Annotated in this window: 21 protein-coding genes; 14 read left to right on the forward strand and 7 right to left on the reverse strand. The window is 66.7% G+C overall.

The features are described from left to right. The first annotated feature begins 13 nt into the window (after positions 1-13). Positions 14-511, forward strand: a complete 498-nt coding sequence (locus tag CI41S_RS02815) for a hypothetical protein (protein WP_139857297.1) — start codon at positions 14-16, stop codon at positions 509-511. A 249-nt stretch (positions 512-760) separates the two neighbouring features. On the opposite strand, the gene CI41S_RS02820 is transcribed toward CI41S_RS02815, so the two are convergent. Further along, positions 761-1,621: a sulfite exporter TauE/SafE family protein gene (locus CI41S_RS02820; protein ID WP_139857298.1), complete on the reverse strand. Its 861-nt coding sequence runs from the start codon at positions 1,619-1,621 to the stop codon at positions 761-763. A 5-nt stretch (positions 1,622-1,626) separates the two neighbouring features. After that, the gene (locus CI41S_RS02825) at positions 1,627-1,872 is read right to left on the reverse strand and encodes a hypothetical protein (protein ID WP_139857299.1); all 246 of its coding nucleotides are present in this window, start codon (positions 1,870-1,872) and stop codon (positions 1,627-1,629) included. Positions 1,873-1,970: 98 nt separating this feature from the next. On the opposite strand from CI41S_RS02825, the gene CI41S_RS02830 reads away from it, so the two are divergent. The 5 genes from CI41S_RS02830 (at position 1,971) to CI41S_RS02850 (ending at position 6,648) form a co-directional block, all read left to right on the forward strand. Further along, entirely contained in the window at positions 1,971-2,924 is a 954-nt protein-coding gene (locus tag CI41S_RS02830) for a LysR family transcriptional regulator (RefSeq protein ID WP_244626393.1), read from the forward strand. A gap of 201 nt (positions 2,925-3,125) precedes the next feature. Next, positions 3,126-3,524 carry a succinate dehydrogenase, cytochrome b556 subunit gene (gene sdhC, locus CI41S_RS02835; RefSeq protein ID WP_139479472.1) on the forward strand — a complete coding sequence of 133 codons (399 nt, stop codon included), beginning with the start codon at positions 3,126-3,128 and terminating at the stop codon, positions 3,522-3,524. Between the two features lie 14 nt (positions 3,525-3,538). Then, positions 3,539-3,913 (forward strand): succinate dehydrogenase, hydrophobic membrane anchor protein, encoded by a 375-nt coding sequence (sdhD, locus tag CI41S_RS02840; RefSeq protein WP_139479641.1) that lies wholly within the window; start codon positions 3,539-3,541, stop codon positions 3,911-3,913. A gap of 3 nt (positions 3,914-3,916) precedes the next feature. Further along, the gene (gene sdhA, locus CI41S_RS02845; RefSeq protein WP_139857301.1) at positions 3,917-5,758 is read left to right on the forward strand and encodes a succinate dehydrogenase flavoprotein subunit; all 1,842 of its coding nucleotides are present in this window, start codon (positions 3,917-3,919) and stop codon (positions 5,756-5,758) included. Between the two features lie 104 nt (positions 5,759-5,862). Further along, on the forward strand, positions 5,863-6,648 hold the full coding sequence (locus CI41S_RS02850) for a succinate dehydrogenase iron-sulfur subunit (protein ID WP_139479474.1): 786 nt from the start codon (positions 5,863-5,865) through the stop codon (positions 6,646-6,648). Between the two features lie 36 nt (positions 6,649-6,684). On the opposite strand, the gene feoB is transcribed toward CI41S_RS02850, so the two are convergent. Together feoB and CI41S_RS02860 are read right to left on the reverse strand one after the other, a co-directional pair. Next, complete coding sequence (feoB, locus tag CI41S_RS02855) at positions 6,685-8,562, reverse strand: ferrous iron transporter B (RefSeq protein ID WP_139857302.1); 1,878 nt, start codon at positions 8,560-8,562, stop codon at positions 6,685-6,687. Next, on the reverse strand, positions 8,559-8,846 hold the full coding sequence (locus CI41S_RS02860; protein ID WP_139479476.1) for a FeoA family protein: 288 nt from the start codon (positions 8,844-8,846) through the stop codon (positions 8,559-8,561). Before CI41S_RS02860 ends, feoB begins: the two co-directional genes overlap by 4 nt. A gap of 404 nt (positions 8,847-9,250) precedes the next feature. Between CI41S_RS02860 and CI41S_RS02865 the strand changes: the two genes are divergently transcribed. The 7 genes from CI41S_RS02865 (at position 9,251) to CI41S_RS02895 (ending at position 18,475) form a co-directional block, all read left to right on the forward strand. Then, positions 9,251-11,395 (forward strand): hybrid sensor histidine kinase/response regulator, encoded by a 2,145-nt coding sequence (locus CI41S_RS02865; protein WP_139857303.1) that lies wholly within the window; start codon positions 9,251-9,253, stop codon positions 11,393-11,395. Positions 11,396-11,627: 232 nt separating this feature from the next. Further along, positions 11,628-12,182 (forward strand): hypothetical protein, encoded by a 555-nt coding sequence (locus tag CI41S_RS02870; RefSeq protein WP_139857304.1) that lies wholly within the window; start codon positions 11,628-11,630, stop codon positions 12,180-12,182. After that, complete coding sequence (locus CI41S_RS02875; RefSeq protein WP_139857305.1) at positions 12,146-14,206, forward strand: ABC transporter ATP-binding protein/permease; 2,061 nt, start codon at positions 12,146-12,148, stop codon at positions 14,204-14,206. The genes CI41S_RS02870 and CI41S_RS02875 overlap by 37 nt, the downstream gene beginning before the upstream one ends. A 62-nt stretch (positions 14,207-14,268) precedes the next feature. After that, a complete protein-coding gene (locus CI41S_RS02880) occupies positions 14,269-15,096 on the forward strand; it encodes an FkbM family methyltransferase (protein ID WP_139857306.1) in 828 nt (275 codons plus the stop codon). 209 nt (positions 15,097-15,305) lie between these two features. Next, positions 15,306-15,692, forward strand: a complete 387-nt coding sequence (locus CI41S_RS02885) for a VOC family protein (protein WP_139857309.1) — start codon at positions 15,306-15,308, stop codon at positions 15,690-15,692. 65 nt (positions 15,693-15,757) lie between these two features. After that, a complete protein-coding gene (locus CI41S_RS02890) occupies positions 15,758-16,009 on the forward strand; it encodes a hypothetical protein (protein WP_139479642.1) in 252 nt (83 codons plus the stop codon). A gap of 255 nt (positions 16,010-16,264) precedes the next feature. Next, entirely contained in the window at positions 16,265-18,475 is a 2,211-nt protein-coding gene (locus tag CI41S_RS02895; RefSeq protein WP_139857311.1) for an OmpA family protein, read from the forward strand. A gap of 159 nt (positions 18,476-18,634) precedes the next feature. On the opposite strand, the gene CI41S_RS02900 is transcribed toward CI41S_RS02895, so the two are convergent. After that, positions 18,635-19,000: a nuclear transport factor 2 family protein gene (locus CI41S_RS02900; RefSeq protein ID WP_139857313.1), complete on the reverse strand. Its 366-nt coding sequence runs from the start codon at positions 18,998-19,000 to the stop codon at positions 18,635-18,637. A gap of 95 nt (positions 19,001-19,095) precedes the next feature. Between CI41S_RS02900 and CI41S_RS02905 the strand changes: the two genes are divergently transcribed. Next, entirely contained in the window at positions 19,096-19,683 is a 588-nt protein-coding gene (locus CI41S_RS02905; protein WP_139857315.1) for a TetR/AcrR family transcriptional regulator, read from the forward strand. Positions 19,684-19,754: 71 nt separating this feature from the next. Here the strand turns inward: CI41S_RS02905 and argG are convergent, their stop codons facing one another. Continuing rightward, on the reverse strand, positions 19,755-21,092 hold the full coding sequence (gene argG, locus CI41S_RS02910; protein ID WP_139857317.1) for an argininosuccinate synthase: 1,338 nt from the start codon (positions 21,090-21,092) through the stop codon (positions 19,755-19,757). Between the two features lie 79 nt (positions 21,093-21,171). Beyond that, positions 21,172-21,954, reverse strand: coding sequence for a phosphatase PAP2 family protein (locus tag CI41S_RS02915; RefSeq protein WP_139858546.1), 783 nt, complete (start codon positions 21,952-21,954; stop codon positions 21,172-21,174). Positions 21,955-22,037: the final 83 nt, after the last annotated feature.

The following is a 22,037-nucleotide window of genomic DNA, read 5'->3' on the forward strand; positions in this document are numbered from 1 at the left end:
TTGTGGAGGGGCAATGAACCAACAGCAAGCATCCAAGATCAACGATCACCTGCTTGATGCATTGGCGGCGATGCAAGATGCCGAGATGGCGATTGCAGGCCTTGGTAAAGCAGAGCGGCTCAACTTCGATCGCTCGCTTGCAGAAGTCATCGCAGATTTTCAGCAGAAGCTGCTTGAGCCGATCTACAGGCAGTATCCTGATCTGGAGCCGCCATTAATCGATGAAGAACCTCCCGAAGTGTGTAGCGAGCTCGCTTGGGACGAGGTGAAACTACCTTCACATGTGACCGAGAGCCGGCTCGACGAGATCATCTTCTCGCTGTTGACGCCGCGCTGGCAAAAGGTCGCAATGGTTTTGAGCCGAGGCGTGAAGCGCTGCGAAGCATTGGGATTGCCGAACGTCGATCACATGATGGCAGCACGTCTGCGATTCCTCTCCGAGGCTGACCTAATCGAAGGTATCGGCGATTTGCGGATGTGGGGGCATAGTGAAGTACGATTAAAGGACTAGATCTGTAGCTCGGATGGAGCGAAGCGAAATCCGGGAGCGGTCGATAGCCGGCGCGACCTTCGCATTTTTCTTCCCGTTCCCCCTGAAAGGGGAAGATCGGGATGGGGATCAGCCGCAGGCGACGCTGCAAGCGGAGTGAGCAGATCCCCACCCGCTTTGCTCTAACGAGCAAAGCGACCTCCCCTTTTCAAGGGGAGGTTAACAAATGGACCGGTCCCGGATTGCGCTTCGGTGCATCCGGGCTGCGGGCTACGCGCCGTTCAACAGGCTGATCACGAAACGTCCGCCGACGATGAAGAGATACGCCCCGAACGCCATCTCCAGCGCGCGCTTCGACAGCGCGTGCGCGACCTTGACGCCGAGCGGCGCGGTGACCAGCGTGGTCGGCATCACCAGCAGCGCGCCGATCAGCGAGACATAGCCGAGCGCAAACGGCAGTTGCAGCGCGGCGATGTCGGGAAAGCGCGCCGCGGCCGGCCAGCCGGCATAGACATAGCCGAGCGCGCCGGGGATCGAGATCAGCACCGCCAGCGCCGACGACGTCGCGACCGCCTGGTGGATCGGTCGGCCGTAGAACGTCATCAAGAGGTTGGCGAACAGGCCGCCACCGATCCCCATCAGCGTCGACAGCAGGCCGACGAAGAAGCCGTAGACGCGCATCAGAACGCCTTTCGGCACGTCGTCGCCGAGCTTCCAGGTGTCGCGCGCCAGCAGCAGCCGCGCGGCGGCCGACCACGCCACCATCACGAACACGATCTTGAACAGCCGCTCCGGCGCGAAGCGCGCGGTGACGCTGCCGGCGGCGACGCCGAGCAGGATCGGCAGCCACCAGCGCTTGAGAATCGTCATGTCGACCGCACCGCGGCGATAATGGGCGCGGAACGAGCTCAGCGAGGTCGGGATGATGATCGCGAGCGAAGTGCCGATGCAGAGCGGCATCCGCACCTCGAGCGGGACACCGGCGAGGCGGAAGCATTCGTAAAGCACCGGCACCAGGATGGCGCCGCCGCCGATCCCGAACAGGCCGGCGAGAAAGCCGGACAGCGCGCCGACCGCAACCAGCAACAGCGCGAGCTCGACCAGCTCGGCGACATCAAGTCCAGCCATCATTCAATTCATTCCTGCCCAGGCCCGCCTGCGTCGGCGCGATCCGCCAACCACAACATGACCATCGCCGCCACCGGAGCAGCGCCCGCGATCAAGGCAAAGCTGAGTGAGGCCGAGTGCGCTGCGCCCTGCAGCAGCAGCGCCAGCACGTCGATTAGCAATCCGGCGCAAGAGAAGACAAGCAGGTTGGCCGGCTCGTCGATGCTTGCGCGGCGGCGTTCGATGGAATCGGGGTAACTGGAAATCGAGGCCATTGCCGGCTCCTCGGATCATTGAAAACGGCAGGCTAGACCCTTCTCCTTTGCGGGAGTATCACTTCAGCTCGATAGGGTCTCTTGCGTAATTCGGAAGGATGGCCGTGGATCAACTCGCCGCCATGTCGACCTTCGTGCGGGTGGTCGAGGCCGGCAGCCTGTCGGCGGCCGCACGAGCGATTCCGAGTTCGCTGACTTCGGTCAGCCGGCAGATTGCGGCGCTGGAGCAGCATTTCGGGACACCGCTGCTGCTGCGCACCACCCGTCAGCTCGCGCTGACCGACGACGGCCGGCTGCTCTATGAGCGCGCCAAATCGATCATCGGCGAGGTCAAGGAAATCGAAGCCGCACTGGCGCGCGATCCTCGGCAGCCGTCGGGACGGCTACGGGTGAGCTCCCCGAGCCTGCTCGGGCGGCTGGTGATCGCGCCGATGCTGACCGAATTCCTGCGGCGCCAGCCTGCGCTTTCCGTCGACCTTCTGCTGGTCGATCGCGCGGTCGACATGGTCGAGGAGGACATCCATCTCGCTGTCCGAATCGGCCGCCTCAGCGATTCGCAACTGATCGCGCGCCGGCTTGCCGACATCCGCATGATCACCTGCGCGTCGCCGGATTATCTGGCGCGCCGCGGCGAGCCGCGAACGCCGCACGATCTCACCTCGCATGACTGCCTGGTGTTCTCGGATGCGCCGGGCAGCGCCGAATGGCGCTTTGCCGACGGCAGCAGGACGGGTCGCAAATTCCGCATATCCGGTCGGCTCTGGATGAATAGCCTCGAGGCCCTGGTCGGCGCCGCCAGGGACGGCGCGGGGATCGTGCGGGCGCCGTCGTGGCAGGTGGAGCACGATCTCGCCGCCGGCCGGCTGCAACGGCTGCTGATCGATCACGAGCCGGCGCCGACCCCGCTGCATCTGATGCTGCAGCCGTCGCGCCTGGCATCGCCTAAGGTCAGGGCATTTGTCGATTATCTGGTCGAGCGATGGCGCCGCATCGACGCCTTCAGCGCGCCGCCAGACGCGACGCGACGGGTCGATTCTCATTCTGACACATAGATTCAATTCTTGGTTCACGCGACATGGCGTCTGGTATACCAGACTGCGGATCAACCAGAATTCGGCTGCGCTAGTAATGAACTTCGGTTCGAACGAAGGCTAATTGGCCGTTGCGCGGCGTGGTGCGACTCCGTAAATAGAATTCATCTACCGCGTTCCCCGATGGGCCGGCCGCGGTCCCTCACACCATGAAGCCCGCCGATGACCGCCAGGATCGAACGACCGCTCTCGCCACATTTGCAGACCTACCGGTGGACGCTGACATTGGCGATGTCCATCATTCACCGCGGCACCGGGATCGCGCTGTATTTCGGCACTCTGCTGCTCGCCTGGTGGCTAATCGCAGCCGCCACGGGCCCCACCGCCTACGCCAATGTGCAGGCCTTCACCGGCAGCCTGATCGGCAAGCTGATCGTGTTCGGCTACACGTGGTCGCTGATGCACCACCTGTTCAGCGGCATCCGGCATCTGGTCTGGGACCTCGGCTACGGCTTCAAGGCCAATGAGCGCGAGGCGCTGACCTGGGGCGCGCTGATCGCCGGCATCTCGGCCACCGTGCTGGTCTGGATCATTGCCTACGCCGTTGGAGGTGGACGATGAGCGGCCCGTCCTCGATGCGCACGCCCTTGGCGCGCGTCCGCAATCTCGGTTCCTCGCATTCCGGCACCAAGGACTTCTGGCGGCAGCGCCTCACCGCGGTCGCGCAGGTGCTGTTGATCGTCCCGGTGATCATCGTCGTGATCATGCTGCTCGGTCGCAACCATGCCGGCGCGGCGCAGATCCTCGGCTCGATCCCGATTGCCGTGATCCTGCTGCTCTTCATCATCGCCAGCACCTGGCACATGAAGATCGGCATGCAGATCGTGATCGAAGACTACGTGCATAACGAGAAGCTGAAGATCGCGGGCGTGATGGCCAACAACTTCTTCTGCGTCGCGGTCGCTCTGGCCTCGATCTACGCAATCCTCAAATTGTCATCGGGAGTTTGACCCATGGCTAACGAAGGCAACGGCAAGGCCACCAACGGCAGTGGCCCGGCCACCAACGGCAAGGCCTACCCGATCACCGACCACACCTTCGACGTCGTCGTGGTCGGCGCCGGCGGCGCCGGCCTGCGCGCCGTGGTCGGCTGCTCGGAAGCCGGCCTGCGCACCGCCTGCATCACCAAGGTGTTTCCGACCCGCTCCCACACCGTTGCGGCGCAGGGCGGCATCTCGGCCTCGCTCGGCAACATGCATCAGGACGACTGGCGCTGGCACATGTACGACACCGTGAAGGGATCGGACTGGCTCGGCGACCAGGACGCGATCGAATACATGGTGCGCAACGCGCCCGACGCGGTCTACGAGCTCGAGCATTGGGGCGTTCCGTTCTCGCGCACCGAGGACGGCAAGATCTATCAGCGCCCGTTCGGCGGCATGACCATCGACTTCGGCAAGGGCCAGGCGCAGCGCACCTGCGCCGCCGCCGACCGCACCGGCCACGCCATGCTGCACACGATGTACGGCCAGTCGCTGCGCCACTCGGCCGAGTTCTTCATCGAGTTCTTCGCCATCGACCTGATCATGGACGACCAGGGCGTCTGCCGCGGCGTCATCGCGCTCAAGCTCGACGACGGCACGCTGCACCGCTTCCGCGCCCAGACCACGATTCTCGCCACCGGCGGCTACGGCCGCGCCTACGCCTCCTGCACCTCGGCGCACACCTGCACCGGCGACGGCGGCGGCATGGTGCTGCGCGCCGGCCTGCCGCTGCAGGACATGGAATTCGTCCAGTTCCACCCGACCGGCATCTACGGCTCCGGCTGCCTCGTCACCGAGGGCGCCCGCGGCGAAGGCGGCTATCTGGTCAACTCCGAGGGCGAGCGCTTCATGGAGCGCTACGCGCCGTCGGCCAAGGACCTCGCCTCGCGCGACGTCGTTTCGCGCGCGATGACGATCGAGATCCGCGAAGGCCGCGGCGTCGGCAAGAAGAAGGATCACATCTTCCTGCACCTCGATCATCTCGATCCGAAGGTGCTGCATGAGCGGCTGCCGGGCATCTCCGAATCGGCGAAGATTTTCGCCAATGTCGACGTCACCCGCGAGCCGATCCCGATCGTGCCGACCGTGCACTACAACATGGGCGGCATCGCCACCAACTATCACGCCGAGGTGCTGACCAAGCGCAACGGCGACGACAATTCGGTGGTGCCCGGCCTGATGGCGATCGGCGAGGCCGCTTGCGTGTCGGTGCACGGCGCCAACCGCCTCGGTTCCAACTCGCTGATCGACCTCGTCGTGTTCGGCCGTGCCGCGGCGCTGCGGCTCGCCGAGAAGCTGACCGCCAACGCCAAGCAGCCGGAACTGCCGAAGGATTCGTCGGACCGCGCGCTCGGCCGGCTCGATCACTTCCGCCACGCCTCCGGCGGCACCCCGACCGCGAAGCTGCGCGACAGCATGCAGCATGTGATGCAGAACAATTGCGCGGTGTTCCGCACCGGCGAAGTGCTGCAGGAAGGCCAGAACCTGATCCACAAAGTCTATGGCGGCATCGGCGACATCTCGGTGTCGGACCGCTCGCTGGTGTGGAACTCCGACCTGATCGAGACGCTGGAATTCGACAATCTGATCGTGCAGGCGCTGGTGACGATGGACTCCGCCGCCAACCGCACCGAGAGCCGCGGCGCGCATGCCCGCGAGGACTTTTCCGCCCGCGACGACAAGAACTGGATGAAGCATACGCTGGCGTGGCTCGATCCGGCCGGCAAGACCACGATCGACTACCGCCCGGTGCACGACTACACGATGACCAACGACGTGCAGTACATCCCGCCGAAGGCGCGGGTCTACTGAACAATTAGCCCGTCATTCCGGGGCGATGCGGAGCATCGAACCCGGAATCTCGAGATTCCGGGTCTGGTCCTTCGGACCATCCCGGAATGACGAAAGGTAGAGAGATGGTTGAATTCGCACTTCCGAAGAATTCGAAGATTTCCGGCGGCAAGACCTGGCCGAAGCCGGCCGGCGCCACCGAGACGCGCGAATTCCGAGTGTACCGCTGGAACCCGGACGACGGCAAGAATCCGAGCGTCGACACCTATCATGTCGACATCCACGATTGCGGCCCGATGGTGCTGGACGGCCTGATCTGGATCAAGAACCACATCGATCCGACCCTGACCTTCCGGCGCTCCTGCCGCGAGGGCGTCTGCGGCTCCTGCGCGATGAACATCGACGGCCAGAACACGCTGGCCTGCACCAAGTCGATGCACGACGTCGCCTCCGGCGGCGCGGTGAAGATCAACCCGCTGCCGCACCAGCCTGTCGTCAAGGACCTCGTCCCCGACCTGACCAATTTCTACGCCCAGTACGCCTCGATCGAGCCGTGGCTGAAGACCACCACGCCGACGCCGCAGAAGGAGTGGAGGCAGAGCCACGAGGACCGCGAGAAGCTCGACGGCCTCTACGAGTGCATCCTGTGCGCCTGCTGCTCGACCTCGTGCCCGAGCTATTGGTGGAACAGCGACCGCTTCCTCGGCCCTGCCGCGCTGCTGCAGGCGACGCGCTGGGTCACCGACTCCCGCGATGAGGCGACCGGCGAGCGGCTCGACAATCTCGAGGATCCGTTCCGCCTCTATCGCTGCCACACCATCATGAACTGCGCCAAGGCGTGCCCGAAGGGCCTCAACCCGTCGGAAGCGATCGCCGAGCTCAAGCTCAAGATGGTCGAACGGCAGATCTGATCCAGACCTGACACATCAAGCTTCGCGGCCTGGGCATCAATTGATGCCGAGCGCCCGCGCCAAGTTGAAGGTCAGCAAGCTCGCGACATAGGCCAGCGCGAGCATGTAGACGAACGTCACCACCATCCACTTCGCGCTGCCGGTCTCGCGGCGGATCACCGCCAGCGTCGAGGCGCATTGCGGCGCGAAGATGTACCAGACCAAGAGCGACAGCGCGGTTGCCAGCGTCCACTTCTGCGCCAGCACCTGGCCGATCTGCTCCGCCGCCTCCTTGCCGCCCTCGATCGAGTAGACGGTGCCGAGCGCCGCGACCGCGACCTCGCGCGCCGCCATGCCCGGGATCAGCGCCACCGCGATCTGCCAGTTGAAGCCGATCGGCCGCAGCAGCGGCTCCAGCGCATGGCCGATCATCGCCGCAAATGAGTAGTTGATCGCCGGCCCCTCGGCGCCAACAGGCGCGGTCGGGAACGAGGCCAGGAACCAGATCAGCACCATCATCGACAGGATCGTGGTGCCGGCGCGGTACAGGAACGCCTTGGCGCGATTGAAAATCCCGATCGCGATGCTGCGCAGCCGCGGCACCTTGTAGTCGGGCAGCTCCAGCATGAACGGCGCCGGCGCGTGGTCGCGCCACAGGAAGAATTTTGCGATCGCCGACACCGTCAGCGCACTGGTGATGCCGGCGGCATAGAGGCCGAACATCACGAGGCCCTGCAGATTGATCCAGCCCCACACCCTGGTCGCGGGAACGAAGGCCGAGATGATCAGCGTATAGACCGGAATCCGCGCCGAGCAGGTCATCAGCGGCGCGATCAGGATCGTGGTCAGGCGGTCGCGCGGATTGTCGATCACCCGCGTCGACATAATGCCGGGGATCGCGCAGGCAAAGCTCGACAGCAGCGGAATGAAGGCGCGGCCATGCAGCCCGGCGCCGCCCATGATGCGGTCCATCAGGAACGCGGCGCGCGCCATGTAGCCGAAATCTTCCAACAGCAGGATGAACAGGAAGATGATGATGATCTGCGGCAGGAACACGATGACGCTGCCGACGCCGGAGATCACGCCGTTTTGCAGGAAGCTTTGCAGCAGGCCCCAGCTTTCCGGCAGCACGTCGTGGACCCATTGCCCGAGCGTCGAAAAACTGTCCGACAGCAGCTCCATCGCCGGCTGCGCCCAGCTAAACACCGCCTGGAACATCACGAACAGGATCAGCGCCAGGATGATCAGACCCCAGACCGGATGCAGCACCACGGCATCGATCCGGTTGGTCAGGGTATCAGGCTTGGTCGGCAGCGTCACGGCCGCGGCGATGATGCGGTCGGCCTCGCGCTGCGCGGCCTTGAGATCCGAGATCGACGGCGCCGTCCACTGATTGGCCGCCTGTGCCTCTTGCGCGCGCGCCATCACTTCGTCGGTCCGCTTCAGGAGGTCGTCGACGCCGCCCTTACGGACCGCGACCGCGGTCGTGACCGGCAGAGCGAGCTCCTGCGACAGCCGCTCGAGATCGATGGTCACGCCGCGGCGTTTGGCGATGTCGATCATGTTGAGCACCAGCAGCATCGGCCGGCCGATCCGCTTCAGCTCCAGCACCAGCCGCAGCGTCAGCCGCAGATTGGTGGCGTCCGCGACGCAGAGCACGAGGTCCGGCACCGCCTCGCCGTCGAAGCGGCCGAGCACGATGTCGCGGGTGATCTCCTCGTCCGGGCTGCGGCCGCGCAGCGAATAGGTGCCGGGCAAATCGAGCACGGTGACGCTGCGGCCTTCCGGCGTGGTGAAGCTGCCGGATTTGCGCTCGACCGTGACGCCGGGATAGTTGGCGACCTTCTGGGTGCTGCCGGTCAGCCGGTTGAACAGCGAGGTCTTGCCGGTGTTCGGCGCACCGACCAGCGCCAGGCGCAGGGATGCAGTTGTCATTCGACGATCACAGCCATGGCTTCGCTCCGGCGCAGCGCGATCGTGATGGTGTCGACACGCACCGCGATCGGGTCCCGCCTGATCGTGCCCTCATGCAGGATTTCCACGCGCGCGCCTTCCACAAATCCCATCTCGACCAGCCGCTGCTCCAGCTCCTGCGGCGACAGCGACGAGCCGGTCACGAGCGCATCGAGCCTGATGATTTTGCCGACAAAACCGCGATCCGCATGTCCGAGCCGGGTATCTTGCCGGATATCTTGGGAATGTTTTGGATCGCCTGTCATGTGGCCTGTTTTTCAGCAGGTAGTTATAGGGTCAAGCATTAGCCCGCGGCGGGTTTTAGAACCGCTAAAAACAGCGATCGCAAGCGGCGTCCCGACCGGTTTTCGGCCGCGCCGCGGGTCGCCGTTGACGCCGCCGTGATCTGGCGCCGCCGACGCCGGACATGCGGCCGCTCCCGGGAGCCAGGTGCGGCCTGCGGTCGCGTTCGTCGGCGACCGCTCCAAAGGAAGGCGCAGGGGGATCACGCAGAGGGTCGCGCAGGCGGGTTGGCGCGCAATTTAGCGATCCGGCCCGGCCGCCACGGCCCCACGTGGTGGCGGGGTGACGAACCGGCAACCAGGACGCGGGGTTTCGCTTTCTCCGGCGCGGCGGTTTGCGTTAATGTCTGCCGAGAGCCGGAGCGCCCGTGCAACCCGCCCAACGCAATTCGTTGAGACTGCTGAAATGGATGATGGCCGCATCGCTGGCCCTCCCGCTGGCGCTGTTCGTGTTTGCGTCCACGATGTCCTGGTTCTCCACCAACGAGACCGCCGACCGCGAGATCGAGCGCACGCTCGACGTCGCCCATGAGCACGCGCTCAAGGTGTTCGAGACCATCGACCACAGTCTGTCCGAAATCGCCGAGATCATCCGCGGCGCGTCGGACGCCAACATCTCGGCCCGCGAGCTCCCCCTGCATCAGCGGCTGAAGCAGCTCGTCGGCACCCTCCCCCAGGTGAAATCGGTCTGGGTGTTCGACGCCACGGGCCATGCCCTGGTCAACAGCCTGGTGGCGCCGGCGCCGAGCATCGATTTCTCCGACCGCGACTACTTCCGGATCCATGCCGGCGGCGACATCGGCACCTATATCGGCGAGGTGCTGACGCCGCGGCCGCCCTACCAGGGAGCGCGCTTCTTCGGCGTCGGCCGCCGCCGCAGCAACAAAGATGGCAGTTTTGCCGGGGTGATCCAGGCCTCCGTGCTGCCCGAATATTTCGAGAATTTTTACGCCCGGATCGGCCGCGAGCCCGGCAGCTTCCTGGCGCTGATCCGGACCGACGGCGCGCTGCTGGCGCACTTCCCGCCGGTCGACCACGACGTCCGGTTCGACCCGGGCGGCGCGCTCGGCCAGCAGCTCGTCGCCCACCCGCTCGCCGGCACCATGACCATCGTTTCCCCGGCCGACGGCGTCGAACGGCGCATGCGCTATCAGCGGCTCGCCGAATACCCGGTCTATGTCAGCGCCGGGCTCGACACGTCGGCGATCCGCGCGCGCTGGATATCGAACATTGCCCCGCATTTGATCTTCGGCGCGCCGGCCACCGCGCTGCTGTTCGGCCTGCTCGCGCTCGCCTTCCGGCGCACCCAGCGCCTGCATGAGGAAGCCGACCGGCGCGAGGAAGCCGAGGAGGCGCTGCGCCACAGCCAGCGGCTCGAAGCGCTCGGGCAGCTCACCGGCGGGGTCGCGCACGACTTCAACAACCTGCTCACCGTGATCCGCGCCTCGGTCGACATGCTGCGCCGGCAGGATCTGCCGGAGCCGCGGCGGCTGCGCTACATCGAAGCGATCTCCGACACCGTGGGCCGCGCCGCCAAGCTGACCGGCCAGCTGCTCGCCTTCGCGCGCCGGCAAAGCCTGCAGCCGGAGGTGTTCGACGCCTGCGCGAACGTGCGCACGCTGAGCGAGATGCTCGCCACCCTGATCGGCTCACGCGTCGAGATCACGGCGCAGGTGCCGGACGAGCCCTGTCTCATCAACGCCGATGCCGGCCAGTTCGAGACCGCGATGATCAACATGGCGGTGAACGCGCGCGACGCCATGGACGGTGTCGGCCGGCTCACGATCACGGTCCGCCGGGTCGACCGCCTGCCGGCCACCAGTACCCATGCGCCGAGCCCGCACGGCCATGTCGCGGTGTCGGTGACCGACACCGGCGTCGGGATTCCGCAAGAGCTGCTCGGCCGGATCTTCGAGCCGTTCTACACCACCAAGGAAGTCGGCCAGGGCACCGGCCTCGGCCTGTCGCAGGTATTCGGCTTCGCCCGACAGTCCGGCGGCGAGGTCGACGTCGTCAGCGAGGTCGGCAAGGGCTCGACCTTCACGCTCTATCTGCCGCGCGTGACCGCGGTGCGCAGCGCCGAATCGCCGCTCGCCGATGACGCGCCCTCAGTCGGTCGGGGCGGCGCTTCGGTGCTGATCGTCGAGGACAATGCCGAGGTCGGGCAGTTTGCCGCCGACACGCTGACCCAGCTCGGCTGCACCTGCGTGCTGGTCGACAACGCCACCCACGCGCTGGAAGAGCTCGTGATCGCTCCCACCCGCTTCGACCTCGTCTTCACCGATGTCGTGATGCCCGGCATGAGCGGCATCGAGCTCGCGCAGGAGATCCGCAAGGGCGGGCTCGACCTGCCGATCGTGCTCGCATCCGGCTACAGCCAGGTGCTGTCGCAGCAGGGCAGCCACGGTTTCGAACTGCTGCAAAAGCCCTATTCGGCCGAGCAGCTCGCCCGCGTCCTGCACAAGGCCATGCGCGCGCGCCGCCTGAAGCGCGATCAGGCGACGGCGGAGTGAGTGAATGGCGTGCCGCAAACACGCTGTCAGCCCCGTCATCCTGAGGTGCGAGCCCTTGCGAGCCTCGAAGGATCGACGGCCACCAGCGGGGCCGTGCATCCTTCGAGGCTCGCCCAGCAGCGCAATTGCGCTGCGAGGCTCGCACCTCAGGATGACGGGGATGGGATTGAGCACATTGCCTCTCCACGCGTCCCGTGCGCGAGCCATGCCGAGGGTCGTCTTAGACTAATTCATGGTGCAAACGCCTCAGGCGGAACGGATCGACGCGGGCTTTTCCAGGAACCAAAGCGGCCGACACGAAGTTGTCACGCCAGTACCGGATCGCGAGGCGAATTCGCATCCCGCAACTTCATTTCAGAAAAGCCAGGACAATTCATTCGTTCGCGCCAGCATCGCGAAGGAAGCGGGCGCGCATCCCGACGAAGCGATATCATGGGATAACTTCGAGATATCATGGGATAACTTCGATGAGTGTTTCCAGATCAAAAGAATCAGCCATCAGAAGGCATACAGCCTCGATGGCGCGTGCGCTGACATGGCTGAGGAATACGTTTCCTGCCTGCGACGCACCGAGATCGGATTTGACAACCCTGTCACCTGCACACGTCTCCTCCGATACGCGCAGCAGTCGTCAAGGCCAGAGGACAACCGGCGCGTCTCGCATCCAAACCAGGTGAACAGGACGCCGCGCTCGCGGTTTGCCGTCAGGCCTGTCCGGGAACCGATTGATTTCCCTCGCGTTGCAAACCCATGGGCAAGGTCGCGGCCAAATCCGGATCGCAGCTAAAGAAGAGGTCGTCCACCGAGACCTCGTCGTCTGCCAAGCGCGCCAAAGCAAAGACCAAGGCAAAGCCGCCCGATAAAGACGTCGAGGAGCAGGCCGCGGACGATACGTCCGAATTCGTCGACGTGACCGCCGAGAATGGCGACCATACCGAGCCGCCGCCGCCGGAGGCGCTTGAACCCGATCCCGAACTGTCGCCCGAGGAAGCCGAGCAGGTCCGCAAAGAGTATTTGCTGACGCGGTTCTGGATCAGCGCGCGCGGCTATTGGGGCCGCAGCGGCGACCGCCTGGCGTGGCTGTTCACGATCGGCCTCGGGCTACTCATCATCGCCCATGTCGCGGTTCAGTACGGCATCAATGTCTGGAATCGCGAGATCTTCGATGCGATCGAGAAGCGCGATTCGATCAGCGTCTTCCAGCTGACGGCGATCTTCGTTCCGCTCGCGATCGGCAGCGTGCTGCTCGGCGTCGCCCAGGTGTTCGCCCGGATGGGCATCCAGCGCCGCTGGCGCGCCTGGCTGACCAACGCGGTGGTATCGCGCTGGCTGACCAACGGCCGCTACTATCAGCTCAACCTGGTCGAGGGCGATCACAAGAACCCGGAATATCGCATCGCCGAGGATCTGCGGATCGCAACCGACTCGCCGGTCGACTTCGTCGCCGGCGTCACCTCCGCGCTGCTGTCCGCGATCACCTTCATCGTCGTGCTCTGGACGATCGGCGGCGCGCTGACGCTGACACTCGGCGGCTCCTCCATCACCATCCCCGGCTTCCTCGTCGTCGCCGCCGTCATCTATGCCGCGATCGCGTCCGGCTCGATCATGGCGATCGGCCGCAGCTTCGCGCAGATCTCCGAGGACAAGAACCAGGCCGAGGCCGAACTCCGCTATACCCTGACCCGCGTGCGCGAGAACGGCGAGAGCATCGCGCTGCTCGGCGGCGAGGCCGAAGAGCGCGACGGCATCGACAGGACATTCTCGAACGTGCTGCGGCAATGGGCGCGGCTCGCCGGCCAGCACATGCGCACGACACTGGTGTCGCAGGGGTCGAACCTGATCGCGCCGGTCGTTCCGCTGCTGCTGTGTGCGCCAAAATTTCTCGACGGCAGCATGTCGCTGGGCCAGGTGATGCAGGCGGCCTCGGCCTTCACCATCGTGCAGACCGCGTTCGGATGGCTGGTCGACAATTATCCGCGGCTGGCCGACTGGAACGCCTGCGCGCGCCGCATCGCTTCGCTGATGATGTCGCTGGACGGGCTCGAGCGCGCCGAGACCGGCGACGGCTTTGGCCGCATCCAGCGTGACGAAACCGAAGGCGCGGCGATGCTCAGCCTCAACGATCTCTCGGTCACACTCGATGACGGCACCGCCGTGGTCGGCGAGACCGAGGTGGAAATCGTAGCCGGCGAGCGTTTGCTGGTCGCCGGCGAGTCCGGCACCGGCAAGAGCACGCTGGTGCGGGCGATCGCCGGGCTATGGCCGTGGGGCGGCGGCAGCGTCGGCCTGCACGCGGATCGCCGCCTGTTCATGCTGCCGCAAAAGTCCTACGTGCCGTCCGGCACGCTGCGGCGCGCAGTGGCCTATCCGGGCGCCGCAGATGACTGGAGCGTCGAAGAGATGGGCGAAGCCCTGTACAAGGTCGGCCTCGATCATCTCAAGGACAAGCTCGAAGAGGATGCGCCGTGGGACCAGACTTTGTCCGGCGGCGAAAAGCAGCGGCTCGCCTTTGCCCGTCTGCTGCTGCACAGCCCTGACATCGTCGTGCTCGACGAGGCGACCTCGGCGCTCGACGAGAAGAGCCAGGACAAGATGATGGAGATGGTGACGAAGGAGTTGCCGAAGGCGACCATCGTCAGCGTCGGTCATCGCGCCGAGCTCGAGGCCTTCCACAGCCGCAAGATCGTGCTGGAGCGGCGCAAGGGTGGCGCCAAGCTGGTCAGCGACATCGACCTGATTCCGCGCAAGGGCAGGCGAAGGTTGTTCGGGCGCTTTCTGGGGCAGCGGAACGCAGCGGGCAGAGCGGCGTAACGGCCCGTTGGAGTCGGCGGCAAAACCGGCTATGCATGCGCCGCTTTTGACGAGGATACCGCTTGATCCCCAGCAACGATCTTTCACCGGCGCCGTTCGGCGCGTTCGCGCCGAATCCGGCGCAGGCCGCGATCATCCGGCTTGCGCATGCGACCGGGCTGAAGCGCGGCGCGTTCCGGCCCTGGCTGTCGCGGCTGGTCAACCTGTTCGGCGCGGGGCCGCTCGACGTGCCGTATCAGGGCGCCTCGTTCCGTTTCTATCATCAGGCCAGCGCCACCGAGCGCGGCGCGCTGTTCAATCCCGATTACAATCTCGAGGAGCTGCAGTTCCTGCGCCGCCATGTCGCCGCGGGCGGCACCTTCGTCGATCTCGGCGCCAATGTCGGCACCTACGCGCTGGCGCTGGCGCGCGACGTCGGGCCGACTGGAAAGGTGATCGCGATCGAGCCGCATCCGGTGACGCATGCGCGGCTCGCCTTCAACACGGCGGCCTCCGGCTATACGCAGGTGCGACTGGTCGCCGCCGCCGCGGGCCCGACCGACGGCGAATTGATGATCGAGACCGACGGCGACAATCTCGGCGCCAGCCACATCGTCACCGGCACGCCGACGGGCAAGGCCTTCAAGGTGCCGTCGCTGCGGCTGCAGCGCATCCTTGAGGAGGCCGGCGCGCGCCAGGTCGACGCGCTGAAGATCGACGTCGAGGGCTTTGAGGATCGCGTGCTGATCGGCTTCTTCCGCGACGCGCCTGAAGCGCTGTGGCCGCGCGCGGTGGTGATCGAGCATCTGTCGAAGGATGAATGGACCGACGACTGCATTGCCGACATGCACATGCGTGGTTACGTCGACCAGGGCCGCACGCGCAGCAACACGCTGCTCGTGCGCGGGTGAGTTTTGGCCGCTCCGGACGACGGACCTATCTTCCCCTTCCCCCTGAAAGGGGGAAGGTCGGGATGGGGGTCAGCCACAGACGATGCTCTCAGCGGAGAGAGCAGATCCCCACCCGCTTTGCTCTTGCGAGCAAAGCGACCTCCCCTTTGCAGGGGGAGGTAGAGCGAGATTGCGGACGCACATCCGCCAGCAAGAAAGGAAACCTCGCGATGATCGACCACGTCGGCTTTTCAGTTTCCGACTACGCGCGCGCAAAAGCGTTCTATCAGGCGGCGCTGGCGCCGCTCGGCTACGGCCTGATCATGGAAGTGCCGGCTGAGGTGACCGGGCACGGGCCCGCGGCCGGCTTCGGCGCCAATGGCAAGCCGGACTTCTGGATTGGCGGCGAAGGCGCGATGAACAAGCCGGTGCATGTCGCCATCACGGCAAAGGACCGCGCCACCGTCGACGCCTTCTACCAGGCGGCGATATCGGCCGGCGGCCGCGACAATGGCGCACCGGGCATTCGCCCGCATTATCACCAAAACTACTACGGAGCGTTCGTGCTCGATCCCGACGGCCACAACATCGAGGCGGTCTGCCACACGCCTGAATGAGCTCAAGCGGCGCAGGAACGTCGCAGCACGCGGCCGGTTATCGCTTCGACATCAATGGAGCCATGATGCCGATCGAGCCGCCCGAGATTCCGCCGACGACGCCGGGCACGCCGGGCGAGCCGCCGCCGGGGATTCCTCCCGGCAATCCCAACCCCGAGGTTCCGCCGCCGGTGCATGAACCGGGCGAACCGGCGCGGCCGGACGAACTGCCCGGCAACACGCCCGAGGAGTCACCGGTGCGCGGGCCGCCCGGTCCGACCGGCCCGCCGCCCGCGACGGATCGCCAACAGACGCGGGCGAATTGGCTGCACCCCTAGCCACTGTTTGCGCACGATGTTTGCGCGCGGCGCGCGGCGAGTTCCACGACGAATAGTTGTGTCCGGGCATTTCTTCTGAATGCGCCGTGAACAAAGTCATATGCAACCCGTTATGATGCCGAAATAAACTGCGTCCGCGATTCGTTGCTCGCCACAATGCGGCCTCACCGCTGGAGGTTCATCGTGTCGCCGAATTTGTTCGGTTCTCACGTTTTCTTCTTCCTGCCCAGACCTTCCGCCGGGGATTCCAAGATCATGACAAAGCTTCGTCTCGTGCTGCTCGCCACGACTGCACTGACGGTGTCGCAGTTCGCCGCCTCCGCATCGCATGCGCAAACTGCGCCGCTCGTCGTCGCCCAGGCGCAGCCACGGGAAGAGACTGGACCGGACGGACGACCGAAGCAGCCGGCGCGACCCGCGCCGGGCGGACCCGCTGCGCATCCGCCGGGACAGCCTCCGGCCGCCGCGCCCGCACGTCCCGCACCAACACCGCCGGCCCCGCCGCCCGCGGCAGCACCTGCACGTCCGACACCGCCGCCCCCGCCGCCCGCAGCCGCACCAGCACATCCGACGCCGCCTGCTCCGCCTGCGGCCGCACCGGCACGGCCGGCTCCGCCGCCGCCCCCGCCCGCGGCCGCGCCTGCCCGTCCGACACCGCCGCCACCTCCGGCCGCAGCGCCCGCGCATCCGACGCCGACCCCGCCACCCGCGGCCGCACCGGCGCGTCCGACGCCAACTCCGCCACCCGCGGCCGCACCGGCGCGTCCAACGCCCCCGCCGCCGCCCGCGGCTGCCCCGGCGCGTCCCACACCGACACCACCGCCTGCCGCCGCAACGCCCGAGCGGCCGAGCCCTCCGACACCGGGCGCCGCTCCGCCGGCTCGCCCCGGAGCGCCGCCCGCGGCAGCAACGCCTACGCCGGCCACGCCGAGCCCGACGCCAGGTGCGCGCCCGCAAGGTGGACCGCCGCCGGGCGCTCCCGGCGCACGGCCAGCCCCAGGCACGCCGCCCGGTGGCGCCACGCCGGCACCGCAGGGTTCGCCCGCACCTTCGCCGACGACACCGCCCGCTGCAGGTGGCGCGACGCCGCCGGCACGGCCGGGCACGCTGCCGACGCAGCCCGGTGGTGCCGCCACTCCGGCGCCGACGCCTCCGCCCGCGGCCGGTGGTGTGCCGCCGGCGCGGCCCGGTGCACCTGGCGCTACGCCGACGACCCCGCCGCCCGCAGCAGGTGTGCCCCCGGCACGGCCCGGCGCGCCCGGTGCAACACCGACAACTCCGCCGCCGGCAGGTGGAGCCGCAGCCACGCCACCGGCGGGCGGAGCCCCGCTGGTGCGCCGCGACGGCGCCACCGCGCCGAGCGTGGTGCCCGGCTCGGCGGCCGCAACGCCGCCGCCCGGCCGCGCGCAATACGCCCCGCCGACGGTCGCACCGGCGTTCCAGCGCGCGCCGACGGTTGCAGCCCCGCTGCCGCCACCGCCGCGGCATGACAACATCAAGCCGCTCGCGATCGGCGCTGCGGTCGGGGCCGGCGTGGTCGCCGGCGCCCTCATCGGCGGCACCATCGCCGACCTGCACAACGAGCGGCGCGAGGTGGTCGAGGACGGCCGCACCATCTACACCGAGCCCGACCGCATCATCGTCCGCGACCCGAGCGGCCAGGCCTATGTCCGCGGCGACGATATCTATCGCTTCCGCTACGGCGCGCGCGACATCCGCACCGAGACGGTCGGCGGCGAGACCCGCACCGTCGTGGTGCGGCCCGACGGCACCGAGATCATCACGGTGGTCGGCCGCGACGGCCAGATGCTGCGCCGGATCCGCAGGGATCGCGGCGGCCGCGAGGTCGTCATCATCGACAACAGCTACCGCGATCCGCGCGCGGTCGGCGGCTTCTATGTCGACGTGCCGCCGCCGGTGGTGAACATTCCCTACGACCGCTACATCGTCAGCGCCGACGATGCCTCGCCCGACGTGATCTACGAGACCATGGAGGCGCCGCCGGTGGAGCGGATCGACCGCCGCTACTCGCTCGACGAGATCCGCTACAGCCCCAACGTCCGGATGCGGATGCCGAGCGTCGACATCGACACCATCACCTTCGACACCGGGTCGTGGACCATCCCGCCGGACCAGGCCGCGAAGCTGCAGGTGATCGCCGACGGCATCAACCGCGCGCTCCAGCGCAACCCGAGCGAGGTGTTCCTGATCGAGGGCCACACCGACGCGGTCGGTAACGACGTCGACAATCTGTCGCTGTCGGATCGCCGGGCGCAGTCGGCGGCGGAATTGCTGACCCAGCAGTTCAACGTGCCGGCCGAGAACCTGACCTCGCAGGGCTACGGCGAGCAGTATCTCAAGGAGCAGACCGACGGACCGAGCCGCATCAACCGGCGCGTCACCGTCCGCCGCATCACCCCGCTGCTCAACGGCGGCACCGCCTCCGCCGCGCCGCCGCCGCGCTGAGCGGGTGACCCATTACGATGTGAAATGGCCGGGAGCGATCCCGGCCATTTTTGTTTGAGGAGCCGGACGCAGGGACGCGCTTCCTAAAATGACGAAAAACAACCCCATGCAAAGTAGCCGCCTCCACCACAAGCGGTATGATTGTATTGCAGAGAATGCTCACCGCCCCATCTGCGCGGGATCGTAGAAGAAGCGCTCCTCGATCAACTCCTCGCCGCGCCAGGTCTGCCAGGCGACCTCCTCCATGCTGCGGACCTTGCCGTCCTTGCCGGTGAATTCGAACCGCCAGCAGATCGCGGAATGATCGCCGTCGAGCAGCAGCGGCCCGAGCCGCGTGGTTTTCACGCCGGCGACCGCGGCCAGCACCGCCGCCTCGCGCGCCGCCAGCGCCTCGCGCCCGACCCGCCGTTCGCCGTCGTTCTCCTGGGTGCGGGCGTCGGCGGCGTAGAAGTTTTTGATCGCGCCGACATGGTCGTTGGCTTCGACCGTGTCGGCGAAGGCCTGCAGGGTTTTCAGGGACGGCATAGCGATGCTCCATTTACCGACTATTGGTCGGTATTTATCGACTGCAAGTCGGTAAGTCAATTGGCTTGCAGATGGAACTGAGTTAGAGATGGATCATGGCAACCCAGGCCGAGCGGCGCGAGAAGACCAGAGCGGCGATCGTCAAGGCGGCGCGTCGCATCTTTGGCGAGCGCGGTTTTGCGGCGGCGACGATGGACGACATCGCCAGTGGCGCGCGGGTGGCAAAGGGCGCGGTCTATCATCACTTCGCGACCAAGGAGGCGGTCTTCGAGGCGGTGTTCGAGCAGGTCTCGCTCGACCTCGTCGCCGATCTCGATCGCATCTCGCGCGCGGAAAACGATCCGCTCGCGGCGATGGCCGCGGGCACGCAGGGCTATTTCGCGGCCTGCGCCAAAGGCCCGACCGGCCAGATCATTCTGCGCGATGGCCCCGCCGTACTCGGCTGGGAGCGCTGGCGCGAGATCGACGCCAAACATTTCGGCGGAAAGTTTCCGCGCGCGCTTTCGGCGGCGATGGAGGCCGGCGTGATCGCAAAGCAGCCGATCGAGCCCCTGGCGCGGCTGCTGCTCGGCGCGGTGACGGAGGCCGCGGTTGCGGTGTCGGCCGGACCGGACATCGGCAAGAGCGGCGCGGATTACGCGCGTGCATTTCGCTCGCTGCTGGATGCGCTCAGGGTGAAGTAGGCCGCAAATCTCTCCACACGTCGTCCCGGCCTTCGCCGGGATGACGGCGAGTTTGTGGCGCGGACGTGCGATCAGCCCTTGTCGCTCTCGAGCTTGAAGATCTCCGAGCCCTGGCCGCCGGAGATCAGTCCGGTGTTGCCGTAGATGCCGAGCTTGGCGCGGCTGTCGGCGATGTCCAGATTGCGCATCGTCAGCTGGCCGATGCGATCGGCCGGCGTGAAGGCGGCGTCCTCGACCTTCTCCATGCTGAGCCGTTCCGGCGCGTAAGTCAGGTTCGGGCTCTCGGTGTTGAGAATCGAATAGTCGTTGCCGCGGCGCAGCTCGAAGGTCACCTCGCCGGTGACGGCGCGCGCCACCCAGCGCTGCGCGGTCTCGCGCAGCATCAAGGCCTGCGAATCGAACCAGCGGCCCTGATACAGCAGGCGGCCGAGCCGCATGCCGCTGGTGCGGTACTGCTCGATCGTATCCTCGTTGTGAATGCCGGTGACGAGGCGCTCATAGGCGATGTGCAAGAGCGCCATGCCCGGCGCCTCGTAGATGCCGCGGCTCTTGGCCTCGATGATGCGGTTCTCGATCTGGTCGCTCATGCCGAGGCCGTGGCGGCCGCCGATCGCATTGGCCTCGAGGAACAGCGCCACCGGATCGGCAAAGGTCTTGCCGTTCAGCGCGACCGGCTGGCCCTCCGCGAAGCGCACCGAAACCTTCTCAGGCTTGACGTCGCAATCGGCGCGCCAGAACGGCACGCCCATGATCGGGTTGACGATGGTGATGCCGCTGGAAAGACTCTCGAGATCCTTGGCCTCGTGGGTGGCGCCGAGCAGGTTGCTGTCGGTCGAATAGGCCTTCTCCGCGCTCATCTTGTAGGCAAAGCCCTGCGCGGTCATGAACGCCGACATCTCGGCGCGACCGCCGAGTTCGTCGATGAACTGCTGGTCGAGCCAGGGCTTGTAGATGCGCAGGCTCGGATTGGTGAGCAGGCCGTAGCGGTAGAAGCGCTCGATGTCGTTGCCCTTGTAGGTCGAGCCGTCGCCCCAGATGTTGACGCCGTCCTCCTGCATCGCCGCCACCAGCATGGTGCCGGTCACCGCGCGGCCGAGCGGCGTGGTGTTGAAATAGGTGATGCCGCCGGTCGAGATGTGGAACGCGCCGGACTGGATCGCGGCGATGCCCTCATGCACCAGCTGGGTGCGGCAATCGACCAGGCGGGCCTTCTCGGCGCCGAACTCCATCGCCTTGCGCGGGATCGCGTCGTAGTCGGCCTCGTCGGGCTGGCCGAGATTGGCGGTGTAGGCGAACACCTTGGCGCCCTTCTGCTTCATCCAGAGCAGCGCCGCCGAGGTGTCGAGCCCGCCCGAAAATGCGATGCCGACTTTCTCGCCGGTGGGGAGGCTCTTCAGAATCGTGCTCATGGGACGGTCCAATCGGTCGAAAACGGTGGTGTTTGACGTGGCCGAATAACAAATTTCGGCAGGCTGGGCACGCCTTTAATCAGGCCTGCGGCTGACCGGACTGCGCCTGCCGCTGGCCGCGCCAGCGCTGCATCAGGCGATAGCCGGGCTGGGCCAGCCGGGTCAGCGCCGCATCGACCTGCGCGTCGGTCAGCCGCGTCGCCGCCCAGCGGTAGATCAGGGCATAGAACAGCCAGACCACCAGGAACGAGACCAGGCCGGCGATCGCGACGTCGGTGAAGAAATGGCCGCCGAACGCCATCCTGAGCCCGCTGGTGACGACGCCGAACACGGTCGCCGCGGCAAAGGCCAGCGGCCGCCAGGCCGGCGGCGTCAGCGCCGCCGGGGCATAGGTCCAGAACGCGGTGGCGCCCTCGCCGGAGAAGAACGAGCAGTTGCGCGGGCAGGCGCCGCGCGGGTCCCACCAGGGCACGAATTGCAGGTCGCCGCCGAACTGCGTCACCACCACCGGGCGCGGCCGGCCCCAATAGCTCTTGAAGGTGAAGTTGGTGAGCACGCCGGCGGACAGCAGCATCGTCGCGAGCAGGAAGACCGCGGCGCGGCCCGACATCAGCATCGGGCGGTCGGGGCGAATGAACTTCACCACGATGGCGACGATCGCCGGCAGCACCAGCGCCCAGGCGATCCACATCGCCGCATCGCGCGCGAACGCCGCCAATGCGTCGAGCTTGAGCGGAAAGGTTTTTTGCGCGGCATCGTAGAACAGTGCCGCCAGCTTGAGGTCGAGCTCGGGAAAGATCCCGAACAGGACGCCGACGACGAGCGCGAGTCCAAGCGCGATGACAAGTCCGGTCCGGTTCATGGCGCGCGGTTTAGCCGAGGCGGCGGGACAAGGGAAGTAGCGGGTGATCGTCATCCCCGCACAAGGGCGAAGCCTTTGCGCGG

This window comes from Bradyrhizobium ivorense (genome assembly GCF_900696085.1).
Taxonomy (GTDB): domain Bacteria; phylum Pseudomonadota; class Alphaproteobacteria; order Rhizobiales; family Xanthobacteraceae; genus Bradyrhizobium; species Bradyrhizobium ivorense.